Source organism: Kribbella rubisoli (assembly GCF_004217145.1).
GTDB lineage: Bacteria > Actinomycetota > Actinomycetes > Propionibacteriales > Kribbellaceae > Kribbella > Kribbella rubisoli.
Genome location: NZ_SHKR01000011.1, coordinates 74,036 through 91,149, shown reverse-complemented (window position 1 = coordinate 91,149; position 17,114 = coordinate 74,036). Strand labels below are relative to the sequence as shown.

18 protein-coding genes are annotated in these 17,114 nt (G+C 68.4%); 10 read left to right on the top strand and 8 right to left on the bottom strand.

The window, feature by feature from the left end:
- Window positions 1-4 precede the first annotated feature (4 nt).
- The 6 genes from EV645_RS03040 to EV645_RS03015 all read left to right on the top strand — a co-directional run bounded on the left by EV645_RS03040 (window position 5) and on the right by EV645_RS03015 (window position 5,643).
- Window positions 5-919, top strand: a complete 915-nt coding sequence (locus tag EV645_RS03040; RefSeq protein WP_130439518.1) for an ABC transporter ATP-binding protein — start codon at window positions 5-7, stop codon at window positions 917-919.
- Window positions 916-2,514, top strand: coding sequence for an ABC transporter permease (locus EV645_RS03035; RefSeq protein ID WP_130439516.1), 1,599 nt, complete (start codon window positions 916-918; stop codon window positions 2,512-2,514). The genes EV645_RS03040 and EV645_RS03035 overlap by 4 nt, the downstream gene beginning before the upstream one ends.
- A gap of 97 nt (window positions 2,515-2,611) precedes the next feature.
- Window positions 2,612-2,989 carry a PPOX class F420-dependent oxidoreductase gene (locus tag EV645_RS03030; RefSeq protein WP_130439514.1) on the top strand — a complete coding sequence of 126 codons (378 nt, stop codon included), beginning with the start codon at window positions 2,612-2,614 and terminating at the stop codon, window positions 2,987-2,989.
- Entirely contained in the window at window positions 2,982-4,163 is a 1,182-nt protein-coding gene (cbiE, locus tag EV645_RS03025) for a precorrin-6y C5,15-methyltransferase (decarboxylating) subunit CbiE (RefSeq protein WP_130439512.1), read from the top strand. Before EV645_RS03030 ends, cbiE begins: the two co-directional genes overlap by 8 nt.
- Complete coding sequence (cobM, locus tag EV645_RS03020; protein WP_130439510.1) at window positions 4,160-4,900, top strand: precorrin-4 C(11)-methyltransferase; 741 nt, start codon at window positions 4,160-4,162, stop codon at window positions 4,898-4,900. The genes cbiE and cobM overlap by 4 nt, the downstream gene beginning before the upstream one ends.
- Window positions 4,897-5,643 carry a cobalt-precorrin-6A reductase gene (locus EV645_RS03015; RefSeq protein ID WP_130439508.1) on the top strand — a complete coding sequence of 249 codons (747 nt, stop codon included), beginning with the start codon at window positions 4,897-4,899 and terminating at the stop codon, window positions 5,641-5,643. The genes cobM and EV645_RS03015 overlap by 4 nt, the downstream gene beginning before the upstream one ends.
- On the opposite strand, the gene EV645_RS03010 is transcribed toward EV645_RS03015, so the two are convergent.
- The gene (locus EV645_RS03010) at window positions 5,604-6,347 is read right to left on the bottom strand and encodes a TetR/AcrR family transcriptional regulator (RefSeq protein WP_242000175.1); all 744 of its coding nucleotides are present in this window, start codon (window positions 6,345-6,347) and stop codon (window positions 5,604-5,606) included. The genes EV645_RS03015 and EV645_RS03010 overlap by 40 nt on opposite strands.
- 70 nt (window positions 6,348-6,417) lie before the next feature.
- On the opposite strand from EV645_RS03010, the gene EV645_RS03005 reads away from it, so the two are divergent.
- Window positions 6,418-7,266, top strand: a complete 849-nt coding sequence (locus EV645_RS03005; RefSeq protein WP_130439506.1) for an SDR family oxidoreductase — start codon at window positions 6,418-6,420, stop codon at window positions 7,264-7,266.
- 65 nt (window positions 7,267-7,331) lie between these two features.
- Entirely contained in the window at window positions 7,332-7,997 is a 666-nt protein-coding gene (gene rpe / locus EV645_RS03000; RefSeq protein ID WP_130439504.1) for a ribulose-phosphate 3-epimerase, read from the top strand.
- Here the strand turns inward: rpe and EV645_RS02995 are convergent.
- Window positions 7,962-9,188, bottom strand: coding sequence for an MFS transporter (locus EV645_RS02995; protein ID WP_130439502.1), 1,227 nt, complete (start codon window positions 9,186-9,188; stop codon window positions 7,962-7,964). The two genes, rpe and EV645_RS02995, sit on opposite strands and share 36 nt — an antisense overlap.
- 95 nt (window positions 9,189-9,283) lie before the next feature.
- On the opposite strand from EV645_RS02995, the gene EV645_RS02990 reads away from it, so the two are divergent.
- The gene (locus EV645_RS02990) at window positions 9,284-10,036 is read left to right on the top strand and encodes an HAD-IIA family hydrolase (protein ID WP_242000378.1); all 753 of its coding nucleotides are present in this window, start codon (window positions 9,284-9,286) and stop codon (window positions 10,034-10,036) included.
- On the opposite strand, the gene EV645_RS02985 is transcribed toward EV645_RS02990, so the two are convergent.
- The 6 genes from EV645_RS02985 to EV645_RS02960 form a co-directional block, all read right to left on the bottom strand.
- Window positions 10,033-10,773 carry a polysaccharide deacetylase family protein gene (locus tag EV645_RS02985; RefSeq protein WP_242000174.1) on the bottom strand — a complete coding sequence of 247 codons (741 nt, stop codon included), beginning with the start codon at window positions 10,771-10,773 and terminating at the stop codon, window positions 10,033-10,035. The genes EV645_RS02990 and EV645_RS02985 overlap by 4 nt on opposite strands.
- 115 nt (window positions 10,774-10,888) lie before the next feature.
- Window positions 10,889-11,605, bottom strand: coding sequence for a polysaccharide deacetylase family protein (locus EV645_RS02980; RefSeq protein WP_242000173.1), 717 nt, complete (start codon window positions 11,603-11,605; stop codon window positions 10,889-10,891).
- 83 nt (window positions 11,606-11,688) lie between these two features.
- Window positions 11,689-12,426 (bottom strand): amino acid ABC transporter ATP-binding protein, encoded by a 738-nt coding sequence (locus EV645_RS02975; RefSeq protein WP_130439499.1) that lies wholly within the window; start codon window positions 12,424-12,426, stop codon window positions 11,689-11,691.
- Window positions 12,413-13,168, bottom strand: coding sequence for an amino acid ABC transporter permease (locus EV645_RS02970; protein ID WP_130439497.1), 756 nt, complete (start codon window positions 13,166-13,168; stop codon window positions 12,413-12,415). The genes EV645_RS02975 and EV645_RS02970 overlap by 14 nt, the downstream gene beginning before the upstream one ends.
- 2 nt (window positions 13,169-13,170) lie before the next feature.
- Window positions 13,171-14,022 (bottom strand): substrate-binding periplasmic protein, encoded by an 852-nt coding sequence (locus EV645_RS02965; RefSeq protein ID WP_130439495.1) that lies wholly within the window; start codon window positions 14,020-14,022, stop codon window positions 13,171-13,173.
- A 154-nt stretch (window positions 14,023-14,176) separates the two neighbouring features.
- Complete coding sequence (locus tag EV645_RS02960) at window positions 14,177-14,836, bottom strand: DNA-binding protein (RefSeq protein WP_130439493.1); 660 nt, start codon at window positions 14,834-14,836, stop codon at window positions 14,177-14,179.
- Between the two features lie 142 nt (window positions 14,837-14,978).
- On the opposite strand from EV645_RS02960, the gene EV645_RS02955 reads away from it, so the two are divergent.
- Complete coding sequence (locus tag EV645_RS02955; protein WP_130439491.1) at window positions 14,979-17,075, top strand: vWA domain-containing protein; 2,097 nt, start codon at window positions 14,979-14,981, stop codon at window positions 17,073-17,075.
- Window positions 17,076-17,114 lie beyond the last annotated feature (39 nt).

Below are 17,114 nucleotides of genomic sequence, written 5' to 3'. Positions count from 1 at the left end.
AATCATGACATCAGCCATCGTGGTCTCTGGACTACACAAGTCGTACGGAAGTACGCACGCGCTCGATGGTCTCGATCTGGAGGTCGCGACCGGCGAGGTGCACGGATTCCTCGGCCCGAACGGCGCCGGGAAGTCCACCACCATCCGCGTCCTGCTCGGCCTGTTGCGGGGTGACGCCGGCGATGTCTCGCTGCTCGGTGGCGACCCCTGGCACGATGCCGCCACGCTGCACCGGCGGCTCGCCTATGTCCCCGGTGACGTCAACCTCTGGCCGAACCTGACCGGCGGTGAGGTGATCGACCTGCTCGGCCGGCTCCGCGGCGGGCTGGACGAGAAGAAGCGCGACGACCTGCTGCGCCGGTTCGACCTCGACCCGACCAAGAAGGGCCGGACGTACTCGAAGGGCAACCGGCAGAAGGTCGCGCTGGTCGCGGCGCTCGCGTCGAATGTCGAGCTGCTGATCCTGGACGAGCCGACCTCCGGCCTGGACCCGCTGATGGAGGAGGTGTTCCGGCAGGTCATCGAGGAGGACAAGCGCGAGGACCGCACCGTGCTGCTGTCCAGTCACATCCTGTCCGAGGTCGAGGCCCTGTGCGATCGGGTCAGCATCATCCGCCGCGGCAAGGTGGTCGAGACCGGCACTCTGTCCGACCTCCGCCATCTCACGCGTACGTCGATCCACGCCGAGCTGGCCGGATCGCCGAACGGGCTCGCGCAACTGCCCGGCATCCACGGCCTGGATGTCGAGGGCAACCGTGTCCGGTGCGAGGTCGACACCGCACAGCTCGACGCGGTGATGCGACAGTTGTCCGCCAGCGGGATCAAGAGCCTGGTCGCGCAGCCGCCGACGCTGGAGGAGCTGTTCCTGCGCCACTACGAGGACGACGTACCGGCTGAGGCTGAGGCGGCCGTGCGATGAACGACTTCGTCGGTACCGGGACGCTGGTGCGGCTTGCGCTGCGCCGGGACCGGCTGCTGATCCCGATCTGGATCGTCGTCTTCGTGATCTCGGCGGCCGGGTCGGTCAAAGCGTCGATCGACCTGTACTCCGACCAGAACGCGTTGGTCGAGGCCGCGCGTACGTCGAACGCGTCGCCGGCACTGGTGTCGCTGTACGGGCGGATCTTCGACGAGTCCTCGCTCGGGGAGGTCTCGCTGTTCAAGCTCACCGCATTCGGTGCTCTGCTGGTCGGATTGCTCGCCGGCATCCTCGTCGTACGGCACACCCGCACGGAGGAGGAGAGCGGCCGACTGGAGTTGCTGAGCGCCGGAGTCCTCGGGCGGTACGCCGCTTTGACCGCAGCGCTGATCGTGTCCGCAGGGACCGTCATCGTCCTCGGTCTGGTCACTGCACTCGCTTTGATGGGGAGCGGGCTGGACACGAAGGGCTCGTTCGCGTTCGGGCTGATGTGGGCCGGTGCCGGGCTGGCGTTCGCCGGTGTGGGCGCTGTGACCGCACAGGTCACCGAGAGCGCTCGGGCCGCCAACGGACTGACTGCGGTCGTCCTTGGTGTGGCATACGTACTGCGGGCGATCGGTGACTCGTCGGCCGACGGTAGTACCCAGTGGGTGTCGTGGCTGTCGCCGATCGGATGGTCGCAGCAGGTCCGCGCGTACGCCGGTGACCGGATCGTCGTACTGCTGATCCCGCTGGTGTTCCTGGTCGTGCTGATCGCTGCTGCGACCGCACTGATCCGGCGGCGCGACCTCGGTGCCGGACTGGTTCCACCATGTCCCGGTCCGCCGCAGGCAGCCGCGTCGCTGCGCTCGCCGCTCGCACTGGCCTGGCGGCTGCACCGAGGCTCGTTCTACGCCTGGGGATTCGCGTTCCTGCTGCTCGGATTGCTGGTCGGCAATATCGCCAGCAACGTCGACGGGTTCGTCACCAGCGACAGCGCCAAGGAGATGGTGCAGAAGCTCGGCGGTGTGGAGGGCATCACCGACGCGTTCCTGGCGACAGAGATGGGCGTGATGGGTCTGCTCGCGTCGGCGTTCGGCATCCAGGCGGCGCTCCGGCTCCGCTCCGAGGAGACTGCGCTACGCGCCGAGCCGCTGCTGGCGACCGGCGTCACCCGGGCGCGCTGGCTCGGTAGCCACGTGCTGATGGCATTGCTGGGGACCGGCGCGCTGATCCTGGTCGCCGGCCTCGGCTCGGGGATCTCGAGTGGGGCGTCGCTCGGCAACATGGGGCGCCAGGTCCCGCGGATGCTCGGCGCGGCCGCCGTACAACTGCCGGCGATCTGGCTGGTGACCGCGCTGGTCGTCATACTGTTCGGCTTCGCGCCGAAGCTCGTCACCGGCGGCTGGGTCCTGTACGGCGTGTTCCTGCTGATCGGCCAGTTCGGCGAGATCTTCAACCTGCCGCAATGGATGATCAACCTCAGCCCGTACGGCCACACCCCGCGGCTGCCCGGCGGCGACTTCTCCGTCACCCCGGTCCTCTGGCTGACCGCGATCGCCGCCGCACTGACCGTCGCCGGCTTCGCGACCTTCCGCCGACGCGACATCGGCTGACTCCCAGCCGATCTGGACCGCGCTGGTCTGAGGGGTCCAGCGCACGACGGCCCGCCCGGCACCTCACCGGGCGGGCCGCCTTGTCTACGATCGCTGGGTGTTGAGTGAGCGACTGGCCGAGTTCTGGACCGAGCGGCATCTGTGCGTGCTGAGTACCGTCCGCGCTGACGGGACCGTGCACGCGACGCCTGTCGGGGCGACGCTGGACGTCGAGGCGGGGCTGGTCCGGGTCATCTGCTCGGGTACGTCGTACAAGGCGCACGCGATCCGGCGGCTGGGGGAGGCCGCGGTCGCGGTGACGCAGGTGGACGGCCGGCGCTGGAGCACGCTCGAGGGGCGGGCTGTCGTGAGCGACGACCCGGGGCGCGTGCGGGATGCCGAGCACCGCTACGCCAAGCGCTACAAGGAACCGCGAGTGAACCCGCAACGCGTGGTCATCGAGATCACGATCACCAAGGTCCTCGGCAATGCCTGACCCGATCACGGTCGTTGGCATCGGTGCCGATGGCTGGCCCGGTTTGTCACCCGCAGCCCGCGCCGCCGTCGAGTCAGCCGACGTCGTCATGGGCAGCACCCGCCAGCTGGCCCTCGTCCCGACCGGCTTGCGTGTCGCGTGGCCTTCGCCCCTGTCCGAGGCGCTTCCCGGGTTGCTCTCGCAGTACGCGGGCCAGCGGATCTGTGTACTGGCAAGCGGCGACCCCACCTTCCACGGCATCGGCACGACCCTGGCACGGATGCTCGGCGCGGACGCCGTACGAGTCATCCCGCACTCGTCGAGCGTCTCCCTGGCCTGTGCGCGACTCGGTTGGCCGCAGGATCAGGTGCAGGTGGTGAGCCTGGTCAACCAACCGGTCGAGCGTCTCCACCCACACCTCCAGCCCGGTCGACTTCTGCTCATCCTGAGCCGAGGTGCCCAAACTCCGGCCGAGGTCGCCCAGCTGTTGGTTGCCCGCGGCTACGGCTCCAGCGAGTTCACTGTCCTCGAACAGCTCGGCGGACCGACCGAGCGGGTACGACGATCACGCGCCGGTTCGTGGTCCGAGGACGTCGACGCCCTCAACGTGATCGCCATCGCCTGCGAAGGCCCCGTCCTGTCCACCGCACCCGGGCTGCCCGATGATGCCTACGAGAACGACGGCCAGCTCACCAAGCGTGAAGTACGCGCTGTCACGCTGTCGCGACTCGCCCCGGTGCCCGGGCAACTGCTCTGGGACGTCGGCGGTGGCGCCGGCAGCATCGCGATCGAATGGTCCCGTCATCACCCGTCCTGCCGCGCGATCGCCGTCGAACGCGACTCGGACCGGGCCAAGCGACTGGAACGCAACGCCGCCGCGCTCGGCGCGTCAGTCACCGTCGTCGAAGGCGCCGCACCCGCCGCGCTCGACGGTCTCGAGGCGCCGGACGCGATCTTCATCGGCGGGGGAGCGACCGCGGCCGGCATGTTCGACGCCTGCTGGGGCGCCCTCAAACCCGGGGGTCGCTTGGTGACGAACGGCGTCACGCTCGAAACCGAGTCCCTCATCGCAGGCTGGTACACGGCCCACGGCGGCGACCTGGTCCGCCTCTCCGTGCAACGCGCCTCCGCCGTAGGCTCCATGACCGGCTGGCGCCCGGCCATGCCAGTCACGATCTGGAGCGTGGTGAAGTGACCGTTCACTTCATCGGGGCCGGCCCAGGTGCTGCCGATCTCATCACCGTGCGCGGGCGCGACCTGATCGCGGCGTCGCCGGTCTGCTTGTACGCCGGGGCGCTCGTCCCCGGCGACCTTCTGGACCACTGCCCACCCGGCGCCCGCAAGATCGACACCGCGAACCTGACCCTCGACGAGATCATCGCCGAACTCGCCACTGCCCATGCCGCCGGCCAGGACGTCGCCCGCCTGCACTCCGGCGACCCCTCCGTCTTCAGCGCGATGGCCGAACAGATGCGCCGCCTCGACACCCTCGACATCCCGTACGACGTGACGCCCGGCGTACCCGCCTACGCCGCCGCGGCGGCAACCCTGGCCCGCGAGCTGACCGTTCCCGAAGTCGGCCAAACCGTCATCCTGACCCGCATCGGCGGCAGCGCGAGCGCAATGCCCGCGGGCGAAGACCTCCCGACCCTCGGCGCCGCTCAGGCAACACTCGTCCTCCATCTCGCGGTCCAACAGATCGACCGGGTCGTCGATGAGCTCGTGCCGAACTACGGTCCCGACTGCCCGGTCGCCGTCGTCGCCCGCGCCTCCCGCGACGACGAGCTGATTCTCCGCGGAACTCTCGCCGACATCGCGGACCAGGTGAAGTCCGCGGGCATCCGTCGTACCGCCGTCATCATCGTCGGAAAGGTGCTCTCGGCAACGACCTTCCGTGACAGCCACCTCTACTCGGCCGACCGGGCGCGATGAAGGTCCTGCTCCTCGGCGGGACCGGTGAGGCGCGGACGCTTGCCGGGCTTCTGACCGCCGAGGGGATCGAGGTCGTCTCGTCGCTGGCCGGACGGACGACTGACGCCCGGCTGCCTGTCGGCGAGGTTCGGACGGGTGGATTCGGTGGCGCGGACGGGCTTGCGGCCTGGCTTCGCGATCATCCGGTCGATCTTGTTGTCGATGCGACGCATCCGTTCGCCGCGACCATGACTGCGCACGCAGTCGCCGCGACCCGCGAGACCGGCGTACCTCTCCTCGTCCTCCGCCGCCCCGGCTGGACGCCTGGTCCCGACGACAACTGGCACTGGGCCGACTCTGCGACCGCAGCCGCCGATCTGCTTCGGGACCTCAGGACCTCGCGCGTGTTCCTCACGATCGGACGGCAAGGCCTCGACGCCTTCGCAACCACCGGGCTCTGGACGCTCGCCCGCTGCGTCGACCCGCCCGAACCCCGCCCGACATGGTGCACGCTGATCCTCGCGCGCGGTCCGTTCACCCTCACGGACGAGCTGGCAATTCTCCGCGAGCACCGCATCGACGTACTGGTCACCAAGGACAGCGGCGGCCCGGCCACGGCCGCGAAACTCACCGCGGCCCGCCGGCTCGCGATCCCCGTACTCGTCATCCGCCGCCCGTCATTGCCCATCGGCCCCGAGGTGGTCGAGACGGTCCGAGATGCGGTTCAGTGGGTGATCCGAACCAACCATTCATCGAGCAGCTGACGCTCGCCATCGGTCAGCATCTCGAGGTCCGGCAGTTGCGCTCGTAGGGCATTCGCGGCCGTCGTCGGACGGGTGTTGCGGGTCTCGACCTCGCCGGTCGTGATCGCGGCGACGACCGCATCGAACATCGCCTCCGCCAGTCGCGGATCCCGGCGTTCCTCCGGTACTGCGACGAGCGCGAAGATCGCTCCACACCCAGCGGCCTGCACCATGGCGATCGCGAGCTCCTCGTCGACCCGGAGCCGGCCGGCGGCGGCGATGCCGCGGATGCGGGTCCGCAGCGTCGACAAAGCGGCTTCCGCCGCTGCCGACGGTCGCCCGGGGACCGCCTCCACGTACATCAACCTGAACAACGCCGGGTTCGCCAGTCCGAACCCGAGATCCCGATCCCAGTCGGCGCGCAGCCTGGCGACCGGGTCCGCGCCGGATTCCACCACCGGCCGGTCCGACAGGTACTTCGCAACGCCATACTCGAGCACGGCGGCGAGCAGGCCGTCCTTGTCCCCGAACAAGCGGTAGATGGTTGGCCCCTGTGTCCCGGCGGCCGCGGCCACCGCTCGCGTCGACACTGCTTCCCGCCCACCGCGCGCCAGCAACCCCGCCGCCACTTCGACGATCTGCGATCGCATCCGGTCCCGGGTGGATCCGGCGTCGGTCCAGGTCTCGTCGGGCGGTCCGCCACCGGCCGGATCTGTGTCCTTCACGAGCCCAAAGGTAGTCGTTATCGGTGATAACGTTCAACTGTTAGCATCGATAACGAGGAGTTGGGGCGGCATGATCATCGTCACCGGAGCGAACGGTCACCTCGGCCGGGCGATCGTCGAGCGACTCGCAGGCCGGCTGCCTGCGAACCAGCTCGGCGTCAGCGTGCGCTCGCCCGAGCGGGCGTCCGACCTGCGGGCCCGCGGCATCGGGGTGCGCGAGGGAGACTTCGATCGCCCGGAAACTCTCGCCGCTGCCTTCGAGGGTGCCACCCAGGTGATGCTCATTTCCGGCCGAGGCAATCCGGACGCGCATCGCGCCGCGATCGAGGCGGCCCGGACTGCGGGCGCGGAGCGCATCGTCTACACCAGCCAGCAGGGCTCCAGCCCCGACTCGCTCTTCGCCGCGACGCGCAGCCACGCCGCGGTCGAGCGGCACCTGCAGGCATCCGGCGTCCCGTTCACCGTGCTACGCAACGGCTTCTACGCGAGCGTTGCTGTCGCGATGCTGCGCTCGGCCCTCGAATCCGGCCGGCTGATCCTCCCGGAGGACGCGCCGGTGTCGTGGACGGCGCACGCGGATCTGGCCGACGCCGCGGTGATTGCGCTGACTTCACCCGAACGCCTCGACGGCATCAGTCCGGCCCTGACCGGGCCGGAAACCCTGGACTACGCCGACGCGGCCGCCATCGCATCTGACCTGACCGGGCGCACGATCACCCGGATCACCGTCGCCGACATGGATTGGAAGAGAACTGCTCTCGAGCGGGGGATGCCGCGTCACGCCGTCGACATGACCCTGGACCTGTTCGCCGCCAGCCGTCGGGGCGAGTTCACCGTCGTCGATCCCGCCTTGCCTGAACTGCTCGGTCGTCCCACCGCCACCCTCCGCGAGGTGCTCGCTGCCGAACTCGCCGGGTGAGGTCAGCCACCCCGCAGGCTCACCGCCTGCCGGTGCGGCGGTGGGGTCTCGGTAGATTGACGCCTATGGGGATTCAGATCGCGCCGAGCATCCTGGCCGCCGATTTTGCCCGGCTGGCTGATGAGGCTGCTGCGGTGTCCAATGCGGACTGGCTGCATGTCGACGTGATGGACAACCACTTCGTGCCGAATCTGACCCTCGGGATGCCCGTGGTCGAGTCGCTCGCGAAGTCGACCGACATGCCGCTCGACTGTCACCTGATGATCGAGGACCCGGACCGCTGGGCACCCGGGTACGTCGAAGCGGGCGCTTCGAGCGTGACCTTCCACATCGAGGCTTGTCGGGCGCCGATCCGGACCGCGCGGGAGATCCGGGCCAAGGGTGCGCGGGCCGCGATGGCGCTCCGGCCCGCGACGCCGATCGAGCCGTACGAGGACCTGCTGCCCGAGCTCGACATGATCTTGATCATGACCGTCGAGCCCGGCTTCGGCGGCCAGAAGTTCCTCGACATCTGCGTGCCCAAGATCCGCCGTACCCGCCAGCTGCTCGACAAGCACGGCCTCGACCTGTGGATCGAGATCGACGGCGGTGTCGCGGCCGACACCATCGAGCAATGCGCTGAAGCCGGTGCCGACGTGTTCGTAGCCGGCTCGGCCGTCTACGCCGCGGACGACCCCAACGCGATGGTCGAGAACCTACGCACCCTCGCCGAGCAATCCACCGGCCGGTAGCTCTGGTGCCGTTGGCTCCACCTCCAGGTGCTGCTCGGGCGGCACTCTCAGCAGCAACACCATCGACGCGGCGGCGAGTACGGCGGCCAGCAGCCACACATATCGCACGCCGAATCCCTCGATGACCGCACCCGATACCGCGGCCCCGATCGCAGCGCCGCCCATTGCCGCGCTGCCCATCCAGCCGAACACCTCGGTCCGCGCCACATCCGGGGTCAACGCACCGAGCCGCTCGTACAGCGCGCCGATCGCGGGCGCCAACGTCAGCCCCGACAACAGCAACGCGATCCCTAACGACACCGACGACCAGGTCGCGAACACGCACAACAGCATCCCGGCCGCCACCAGAGCAGCCCGCCGCCACAGGTACGACGTACGCCGAGCGGGCAAGGCGCCCGCGACAGCGCCGCCGACCAGGCTGCCGAACGCCCAGACGGCCTCGAAGATGCCGGCGAGCAGCCGCTGACCGTGCTCGTCCGCAAACGCGACGATCCCCAGCGAGATCCCGTTGAACGACGTCACCCAGAGGCCGAACGCAAGGATCAACGGCAACCGGTGCCGATGCCAAAGCAACTGCCGCGCGGTCACCTTGGTCCGGTGATCGTGCGGGACGGGCTTGGGTTGTCGAAGCGCATACCACCAGATGAAGACCGCTGACATCGCCGCCGCGAGGAGCACACCGAGACGCGGACTGGCCACGCTCACGGCAGTTGCCCCGAGCATCGGCCCGACCATGAACAGCAACTCCTGCGCCGTCGCATCCACGGAGTACGCCGTCCGCAGCGCCGGCCCTTGCACCACCCGAGGCCAGGCTGCCCGCAACGTCTGCATCACCGGAGGCACCAGCGCACCCGCGACCACCGCCAGCGCAGGCAGCAACCGATGCAGCCCGGCGGGCAGCAACGCGATCGCGATCAGCGCCACGCTCCACGCGATCCCGGTCACCAACAACACGCCCCGAGGACCGCGGCGATCCGCCGCCCGCGACCAGACCGGCCCAGCAATCGCCATACCGATCGAGTACGCACCGGCCACCACTCCGGCCCAGCGGAACGAACCACTCGCGTCCTTCGCGAGGAATGCGATCGGAACCATCGTCGCGAGCACCGGCAGCCGCGCGAGCAGCGAGGACACCAGCAGCGCCATCACGCCGTGTGCTCGCCACAACTCTCGGTACCCGGCTAACTCCATGCCCGCATTCTTGCGGCCTCCACCGACAGTTTCCATGTGGCCATTACGATGAGCCGGTGAGCGAGCACAAACCGGTCGAGAGCTGGCTGACGGACATGGACGGCGTGCTGGTGCACGAGGAGCGCGCCATCCCGGGAGCCGGTGACTTCATCGCCGCGCTGCAGGCGTCGGGCAAGAAGTTCCTTGTCCTCACCAACAACTCGATCTTCACGCCGCGCGACCTCCGTGCCCGCCTGCTTGCTGCGGGCATCGACATCCCGGAGGCGGCGATCTGGACCAGCGCGCTCGCCACCGCCCAGTTCCTGGACGACCAGCGTCCGGGCGGGACGGCGTACGTGATCGGTGAGGCGGGTCTGACGACCGCGCTGCACGAGATCGGGTACGTGCTGACCGAGCGCGACCCCGACTACGTCGTCCTCGGTGAGACCCGGACGTACTCGTTCGAGGCGATCACCAAGGCGATCCGGCTGATCGCCGACGGCGCGCGGTTCCTCGCGACCAACCCGGACCCAACCGGCCCGTCGCAGGAAGGCCCGCTGCCCGCGACCGGCTCGGTGGCCGCGCTGATCACCCGGGCGACCGGTGTCGCGCCGTACTTCGTCGGCAAGCCGAACCCGCTGATGATGCGTAGCGCGCTGAACCGGATCGAGGCGCACTCCGAAACCACTGTCATGATCGGCGACAGAATGGACACGGACATCATCAGCGGTCTCGAGGCGGGTCTCCGCAGCGTGCTGGTGCTGTCCGGATCGACCGGCGAGCACGAGGTCGAGCGGTTCCCGTACCGCCCGACCCGCATCGTCGAGTCGATCGCCGACATCGTGCCGCTGGTGAGCGCCCTCTCCTAGCAGGTGAGGGTGCGGAAGCCGTATCGCTGCGCCTTGAGCGACTTGAGAATGGTCGGCAGCGCGGCCACCGTCTGACTGCGGTTGCCGCCGCCGTCATGCATCAGGATCACCGAGCCGCTGTGCACGTTCTTCATCACCCGCTGGACGATGGCGGTCGTGCCCGGCTTGGTCCAGTCGCGCGAGTCGACGGTCCATACGACGAGGTCCTTGCCCAGCGCCTTCGCCCGTTGCCGGACGGCTGCGCTCACCCCGCCGTACGGCGGTCGCAGGCAGCCCGGCGTACTCCCGATCTGTGCGCGGATCGCCTGGTCCGTCGACATGACCTGCTGCCGGAACGCGGTCGCGCTCAGTTTGCGCAGGTCAGCGTGGGTCCAGGTGTGGTTCTCGACGCTGTGGCCGGCGTCGTGGATGCGCTTGGTCAGCTCGGGATGCTTCTGGACGTTCTGGCCGACCTCGAAGAACGTCGCCTTCGCGTCGTACTTCGCGAGGATCTCGAGCACCTTCGGGGTGTACTCGACATCGGGACCGTCGTCGAACGTCAGCACGACGTACTTGGTAGGTAGCGGAGTCTTGGTCGGCGCGGCTGCTGCCGGCGCCGCGGCGGGCGGTTCGGGCGTGGCTGGTTTGGCGGGTGACTTCGCGGCCGCGACAACGACCGAGCCGATCACCGCGCTCACCAGCATCATCATCGCCAGACCGATCATCCGGTTCCCGGCGCGCGTCAAGCGAACATCCATGCGTCCCCCAGGGCGGTGGGTGGCTCACTCCTCCCGTCCACCCTGGGCAGGATCCCGTCGAAAGCCAGCGGCCACGCCGCTGCCGTGTCAACGAGTAACGAATAGCGGACGCCTGTCAGTGACACCACAACGGATAGAACAGGTAGCCCCTGGCCTTGAGTGCCTTCAGGATCTTCGGGAGCGCGGCGACGGTCTGACTGCGATTGCCACCGCCGTCGTGCATCAGGACCACGGAGCCGCTCCGAACTTTCGCCAGGACGCGACGCACGATCACCGACGTACCCGGGCGGCTCCAATCGGCCGGGTCAACGGTCCACAGCGTGAGCTTCTTGCCGAGCATCGCGGCTCGTTGCGCGACCACCCGGTTCGTCGCGCCGTACGGCGGTCGCAGGCAGCGCGGGGTGTAGCCGGTCTGTGTCCGGAGGTAACGGTCGGTGGTGCGGACCTGGTACTTGAACGTGGCCCAATTGACCTTGGTGAGGTTCGGGTGCGACCAGGAGTGGTTCTGCACGCTGTGACCGAGTTGGTCGACCCGCCGGGTGATGGCCGGGTACCGCTTGACGTTCTGGCCGACCTCGAAGAACGTCGCCCGCACGTGGTAGGCCTGAAGGATCTTCAGGATCTGCGCGGTGTAGCGCGCGCTCGGCCCGTCGTCGAACGTCAGGTAGACCCACTTCGGCTTCGCTGCCTGCTTCGCTGACGGCCTCGTCGTCGCTGCTGGCGTGGCCGCGGCTGCGGCGGGTGGTGGCTCGGTGCTCACCGCCAGGCCCAGCATCGCTGTCAGCCCGACGGTGAGCGCCGCCGAGATCATCAACCGAAGATCTCTCACCATAACCATCCCCCAGCCATGGTCGGCCCGGCTGTCGGGCCCAATCCCCATAGTGGCCCTCGGCAACCATTTACGCCAGAGGCGGTTTACAGCACCTGCGACAGGAACTGCCGTAGCCGCGGCGAGTCCGCGTCCGTGAACACCTGCTCCGGTACGCCGGACTCGACCACCACACCGTGATCCATGAACGCGACCTGGTCCGCGACCTCGCGCGCGAACCCCATCTCGTGCGTGACCACGACCATCGTCATCCCCGCCTGCGCGAGGTCCGCCATCAGCGCGAGCACGCCCTTGACCAGCTCGGGATCGAGCGCGGACGTCGCCTCGTCGAACAGCATCACCTCGGGCTTCATGGCGAGCGCTCGCGCGATCGCGACCCGTTGCTGCTGTCCGCCGGACAGGTTCCCGGGGCGCGCCGCGGCCTTCTCTTTCAGGCCGACCAGCTCAAGCTGCTCCCGGGCGGCTTCCTGCGCCGCGTCGGTGTCGAGCTTTTTGATCTTGCGGAGCGGAAGCGTGATGTTGTCGAGCACGGTCTTGTGCGGGAACAGGTTGAAGTGCTGGAACACCATCCCGATCCGACGGCGCAGGACGTCGGGGTCACCGCGCAGCACCGACTCGCCGCCGAGTTTCACGTCGCCCGCATCCGGCTCGAGCAGCCGGTTGATCGCCCGTAGCAGCGTCGATTTCCCGGAGCCTGACGGCCCGATCACGCACGCGGTGTGTCCGGCCGGCACGGCGAGGTCCACGCCGCGGAGGACCTTGTTGGTCCCGAACGCGAGCTCGACGCCCTCGACCTGCAGGCTCGCGGCCTCAATGGTTCGCATGCGCGAGTTCCTCCAGCTTCACAGCTTCGGTCTCGGCCGGTCGCCCCTCGCGCAGCCGCTTGTCGAAGTGGTTCACCAAGTGCGTGAGCGGGACGGTGATGATCAGGTAGAAGATGCCCGCGAGCAGCAGCGGTGACAGGTTGCCGTTGGTCGCGGCAGCGTCCTGACCGATCCGGAACAGCTCACGCTGACTGGCCAGCAGACCGAGGAAGTAGACCAGGCTGGACTCCTTCACCAGCGCGATGAACTGGTTCACCAGCGCCGGCAACACCCGTCGCACACCTTGCGGGATGACGACCAGCCGCATCCCGCTGGTGTAGCTGAACCCAAGTGCGCGGGCGGCCTCGAGCTGGCCCTTCTCCACGCTCTGGATGCCTGAGCGGAAGATCTCGCCGATGTAGGCGGCGGCGATCAGCGACAGGGCGAGGATGCCGAGCGGGTACGGGTTCGGGCCCCACCAGTGCCGGGTGATGGGGGACAGGCCCTGACCGATCAGCAGGATCGTCAGGATCGCGGGCAGGCCGCGGAAGATGTCGGTGTAGATCTTCGCCGGCCAGCGCAGCCACGGCTTGGTGGACAGGGCGAGGACCGCCACGATCATGCCGAGCACTGTGCCCAGCACGACCGAGGCGGCCGCCAGGATGAGGGTGTTGACCAGTCCCACCTTGAGCATCTCGGGCAGAACCGCCTTCATCGACTCCCAGTCGAGGAAGGTGTCACTCAGCGTGGACCAGATGTCCATGCTCAGGCCTTGGGAGCGGTGAACTTCACAGACCCGCTGCCCGGCTTGAAGTTCGCCGGCACGGCGCGACCGGGGTAGTACTGCTCGACCAGCTTGGTCCAGGTGCCGTCGGCGATGACCTCGTCGAGCGCCTTGTCGACCGCGTCGCGGAGCTTGTCGTTGCTCTTGGCCACGGCGAACGCCATCGGCGCGTCACTCAGCTCCTTGGCAGCCAGGATCACCGTGCCGCCACCCTGCTCCTTGGCCATCTTCTCGCCGATCTCGGCGGGGGAGACCCACGCATCCGCAGTACCGGCCTTCAGCTGGCCGAGCGCGGCGTTGTAGTTCGGCACGCGGACCGGGTTGAGGTTCTTGCCGGTCGCGTAGTCGTCCTGGACGGTGCCCTGGACCACGACCACCCGCTTGCCCTGGAGCTGGTCGAAGGACGTGATACCCGAGTTCTTCGTGGTGTTGAGCCCGAGGTAGCCGAAGTCGTACCCGTTGCTAAAGGCAACCGTCTTCTTGCGCGCCTCGGTGACCGTGATCGACGAGCTACCGAGATCGAACTGGCCGCCGTTCACCTGCGAGAGCAGCGCGGAGAAGTCCGTGCCGACGAACTCCGGCTTCAGGTTCAGCTTGGCGGCGACCGCGGTGATCAGGTCGTTGTCGAACCCGGTGAACTTGCCGTCCTTCACGTACACGTTCGGCGGCGCGTCGGTCAGCGTCCCGATCCGCAACGTGCCCGCCTTCATCAGCCCGAGATCAGGACCGGAGGCAGCGTCCTTCTGATCGCTGCCGCAGGCAACCATCGACACCGCGAGCGTGACCGCTCCCGCCACCGCAACAACCCGCCGAAAAGCGCCGAACGCGCGCACAAGCCTCTCCTCACAACGTCAACGAACGCAGGACGATCCGCCCCGCCGAGGCAACCCAACACCAGACCTGGGGGCGGAATTCCTTGCGGACAAGGGATGAGACGGGCCCGAATGTCTACTCGGCTCGTGCTACATAGAGCCGTGCCTTAGCTGCTCAGCCGTGATGTTGCTCATAGTGGGCCATGGCGTCCGCGGTCCTGCCGGTGCCGTAGGCCAGGAGTAACTCGGCCAGTGCCGGTGACTCTGTTCTGATGGTGACGGCAGCTCGTTGGAGCTCGTCGGTCGACGCGACCTCGCGCAGCAGATCCTGGATCGCTCTCACGATGGTGCGGGCCGGGACGGCGCCCTCGTTGGGTGGCGTTGCGGCCGCGGTGGGCCAGGCAGATTGCATGCCGGATGCAACATTCGCCCCGCTGACACCTGACGGCTGAGCTCCGAGCTCTGGCGGTGTCGCGTACGGCGGTGGGCCACCCTGGGCCGGCAAGTGGGTGGTCGGCCCGGAGGTGGTGAGCGCGCCGTTCGTCGCCCGGATCCGGTCGACGGCATCTGGAATGTCGAACTCCTGGATCTCATGGGTGATCACCAGGTCGGCGAGCTCCGACGCGGCGCGCAGCCGTGCCATCACCGTCGGATTGCCGATCTTGACCCGCTGGGCGCTCACCAATTGGGACAGCATCGGCGCCGACAGTCCGATCACCTGCGCGAGGCCGCCTTGGGTCAGCCCGAGCGGACCCACAACGCGCCGTACAGTCTCTCCGAGCGGCTCGCCGTACAGCTCGATCTGCTGCTGGAGGTTGAGTGCTGTCTGGTCCATCGGTCTGCCCTTCTGCCGGCCATCGCATCGCGATTGCAAACATCTTCGCACTTGCGAACGCGGATTTCCAGTCAGAACGGGCTTGACATTTGCAATCGCAAACTGCGAATCTTTGCGGCAGCGAATCTCACTGGAGGAAACGATGACGACTCAGCAGGGACACCGCCGCCGCCCCGCGGTGTGGGCGCTCCTCGCCATCACATTGACTGCTGTGCTGGCTGGTCTGACCACCGGCTCTGCGGTGGCCGACCCGGCGCCGTCCGGGGGCAAGCTCGTCCTGGTGCTCGACTCGTCCGGCTCGATGAAGGAGCCGGCCGGCGACGGGCAGACGAAGATCGCCGCGGCCCGGACCGCCCTGACCCAGGTGGTGACCAAGCTCCCGACGGCCGCAGAAGTCGGCCTGCGGGTGTATGGCGCGACCGTGTTCAAGCGCACCCAGCCCGGTGCCTGCACCGACACCCAGTTGACCGTCCCGATCGGCACGAACAACCGGCCCCAGCTGCAGGCCGCGATCGCGAAGTACAAGCCGTACGGCGAGACTCCGATCGGCTATGCGCTGCAGCAGGCGGCCAAGGACCTTGGCCCGGTCGGCCAGCGCACCATCGTGCTGGTCTCCGATGGTGAAGCCACCTGCGCGCCCGATCCCTGTGTGGTGGCGCAGTCGATCGCCAAGCAGGGCATCGATCTGAAGATCGACGTGGTCGGGTTCCGTGTCGCGGGGAAGGCGCGCACCCAGCTGCAATGTGTGGCTCGTGAGGGCCGCGGCGACTACTACGACGCCGACTCGACGATCGACCTCGAGGCCGGCCTGGACCGCCTGTCCACACGAGCGTTCCGCCCGTTCCGCATCTCCGGCACGCCGGTCCATGGCGCCGCGCAGCAGGAGGGGGCGCCGGCGCTTGCCCCGGGCCACTATTCCGACACGTTCGGGGCGGACACCACCTCGAAGCACTACCTGATCAAGCGGACCATGACGGGTTCGACGCTGCGGGCCGGAGTGAGCTTCCGGCGTCCGTCGGGCGGCAGCTTCGTCATCCAGACCGAGGTGAGGCTCAACACGCTCACCGGTGAGCAGTGCGGCTGGAGCTATCCGAGAGCGTTCGACGGTGACCAGGGTCTGGCGACCGGGACGGCCGCGAGCTGGTCGAAGTACGAGAAGAAGAACGACGAGTGCGCCGAGTCCGACCAGCTGGTCCTGACCGTGAACCCGGGCAAGGACTTCCGGGAGCTGAAGGGCGTGCCCTACGAGTTGCGGATCGACGAGGAGCCGCCGGTGGACGAGACCACCAGCCTCCCGGCGGCGGCCGGCGACCCGGTCTGGGTTCCGATGGCCGGCTCGACCCCGCGGGAGATCGTTCCCGGTTCCAGCTTCCCGGACGCGCCGCTGCTGCAGCCCGGCAGCTACAAGACGACCCTGATGCCGGGGGAGTTGCAGCTCTACAAGGTCAAGGCCGACTGGGGTCAGCGCATCCAGGCGCAGATCACCGTGCCGGAGATGGCCGGCGCCACCGCCGAGGCGATCGACGGGATCCGGTACCTGGACACCGCGCTGATCTCACCGATCGGTGAGGACGTCTACGCGGTCTTCGCGAAGAAGGTGCCAGGGGGCTCGTATACGAAGGCGGTTCTCACCAAGCGCGGGCTGGTCAAGGCCGTGACAAGCAAAGAGATCCGGTACCTGAACCGGAACGGCGCCAACAACCAGGACACCGGCACGTCCACGCCTGGGGAGTACTACATCGCCGTGTCACTGACCCGGAAGGACGACGACAAGGCGTTCGCGATCCCGCTGACGCTGACCGTCGGTCTGCAGGGGACTGCCGGCACCGGCAAGCCGACGTACGTCGACGGCGCGACTCCGGTGTCAGGCGACTCGATCACGCCGACGCCGACTGCGGAGCCCTCGGAGACGCCCGCCGGCGACAAGGGTGGCGACAAGACTGAGGCTGGTGGCCCGGTGCAGGGCAGCTCGGATTCGGACGACGGCACTCCTGTCGTCCTGGTCGCCGGACTGGGTGGCGGCGGGCTGGCTCTCCTGCTGGTCGGAGTGTTCGCGGTACTCCGCCTTCGCGCGAAGCCGAGCCCCGCGCCCGCAGCTGGGAACTGGCAGCACGGGCAGCACCAGTACCCGCCGCAGTACCCCAACCAGGGGAGCCCTCAGCAGTATCCGAACCAGGGTGGCCAGCCGCCGTACCCGAACCAGGGCGGTCAGCCGCCGCAGCAGCCGCCGCACCGTTAACCCGGTGCGCACTCGTCCGGATCACCGCTTGGTGGTCCG

Bases quoted from the DNA above. Each gene is read 5' to 3' on its own strand.
- EV645_RS03040 (WP_130439518.1), top strand. From the start codon at position 5: ATGACATCAGCCATCGTGGTCTCTGGACTACACAAGTCGTACGGAAGT.
- EV645_RS03035 (WP_130439516.1), top strand. From the start codon at position 916: ATGAACGACTTCGTCGGTACCGGGACGCTGGTGCGGCTTGCGCTGCGC.
- cbiE (WP_130439512.1), top strand. From the start codon at position 2,982: ATGCCTGACCCGATCACGGTCGTTGGCATCGGTGCCGATGGCTGGCCC.
- EV645_RS03015 (WP_130439508.1), top strand. From the start codon at position 4,897: ATGAAGGTCCTGCTCCTCGGCGGGACCGGTGAGGCGCGGACGCTTGCC.
- EV645_RS03005 (WP_130439506.1), top strand. From the start codon at position 6,418: ATGATCATCGTCACCGGAGCGAACGGTCACCTCGGCCGGGCGATCGTC.
- rpe (WP_130439504.1), top strand. From the start codon at position 7,332: ATGGGGATTCAGATCGCGCCGAGCATCCTGGCCGCCGATTTTGCCCGG.
- EV645_RS02995 (WP_130439502.1), bottom strand. From the start codon at position 9,188: ATGGAGTTAGCCGGGTACCGAGAGTTGTGGCGAGCACACGGCGTGATG.
- EV645_RS02990 (WP_242000378.1), top strand. From the start codon at position 9,284: ATGGACGGCGTGCTGGTGCACGAGGAGCGCGCCATCCCGGGAGCCGGT.
- EV645_RS02985 (WP_242000174.1), bottom strand. From the start codon at position 10,773: ATGGATGTTCGCTTGACGCGCGCCGGGAACCGGATGATCGGTCTGGCG.
- EV645_RS02980 (WP_242000173.1), bottom strand. From the start codon at position 11,605: ATGGTGAGAGATCTTCGGTTGATGATCTCGGCGGCGCTCACCGTCGGG.
- EV645_RS02975 (WP_130439499.1), bottom strand. From the start codon at position 12,426: ATGCGAACCATTGAGGCCGCGAGCCTGCAGGTCGAGGGCGTCGAGCTC.
- EV645_RS02970 (WP_130439497.1), bottom strand. From the start codon at position 13,168: ATGGACATCTGGTCCACGCTGAGTGACACCTTCCTCGACTGGGAGTCG.
- EV645_RS02960 (WP_130439493.1), bottom strand. From the start codon at position 14,836: ATGGACCAGACAGCACTCAACCTCCAGCAGCAGATCGAGCTGTACGGC.
- EV645_RS02955 (WP_130439491.1), top strand. From the start codon at position 14,979: ATGACGACTCAGCAGGGACACCGCCGCCGCCCCGCGGTGTGGGCGCTC.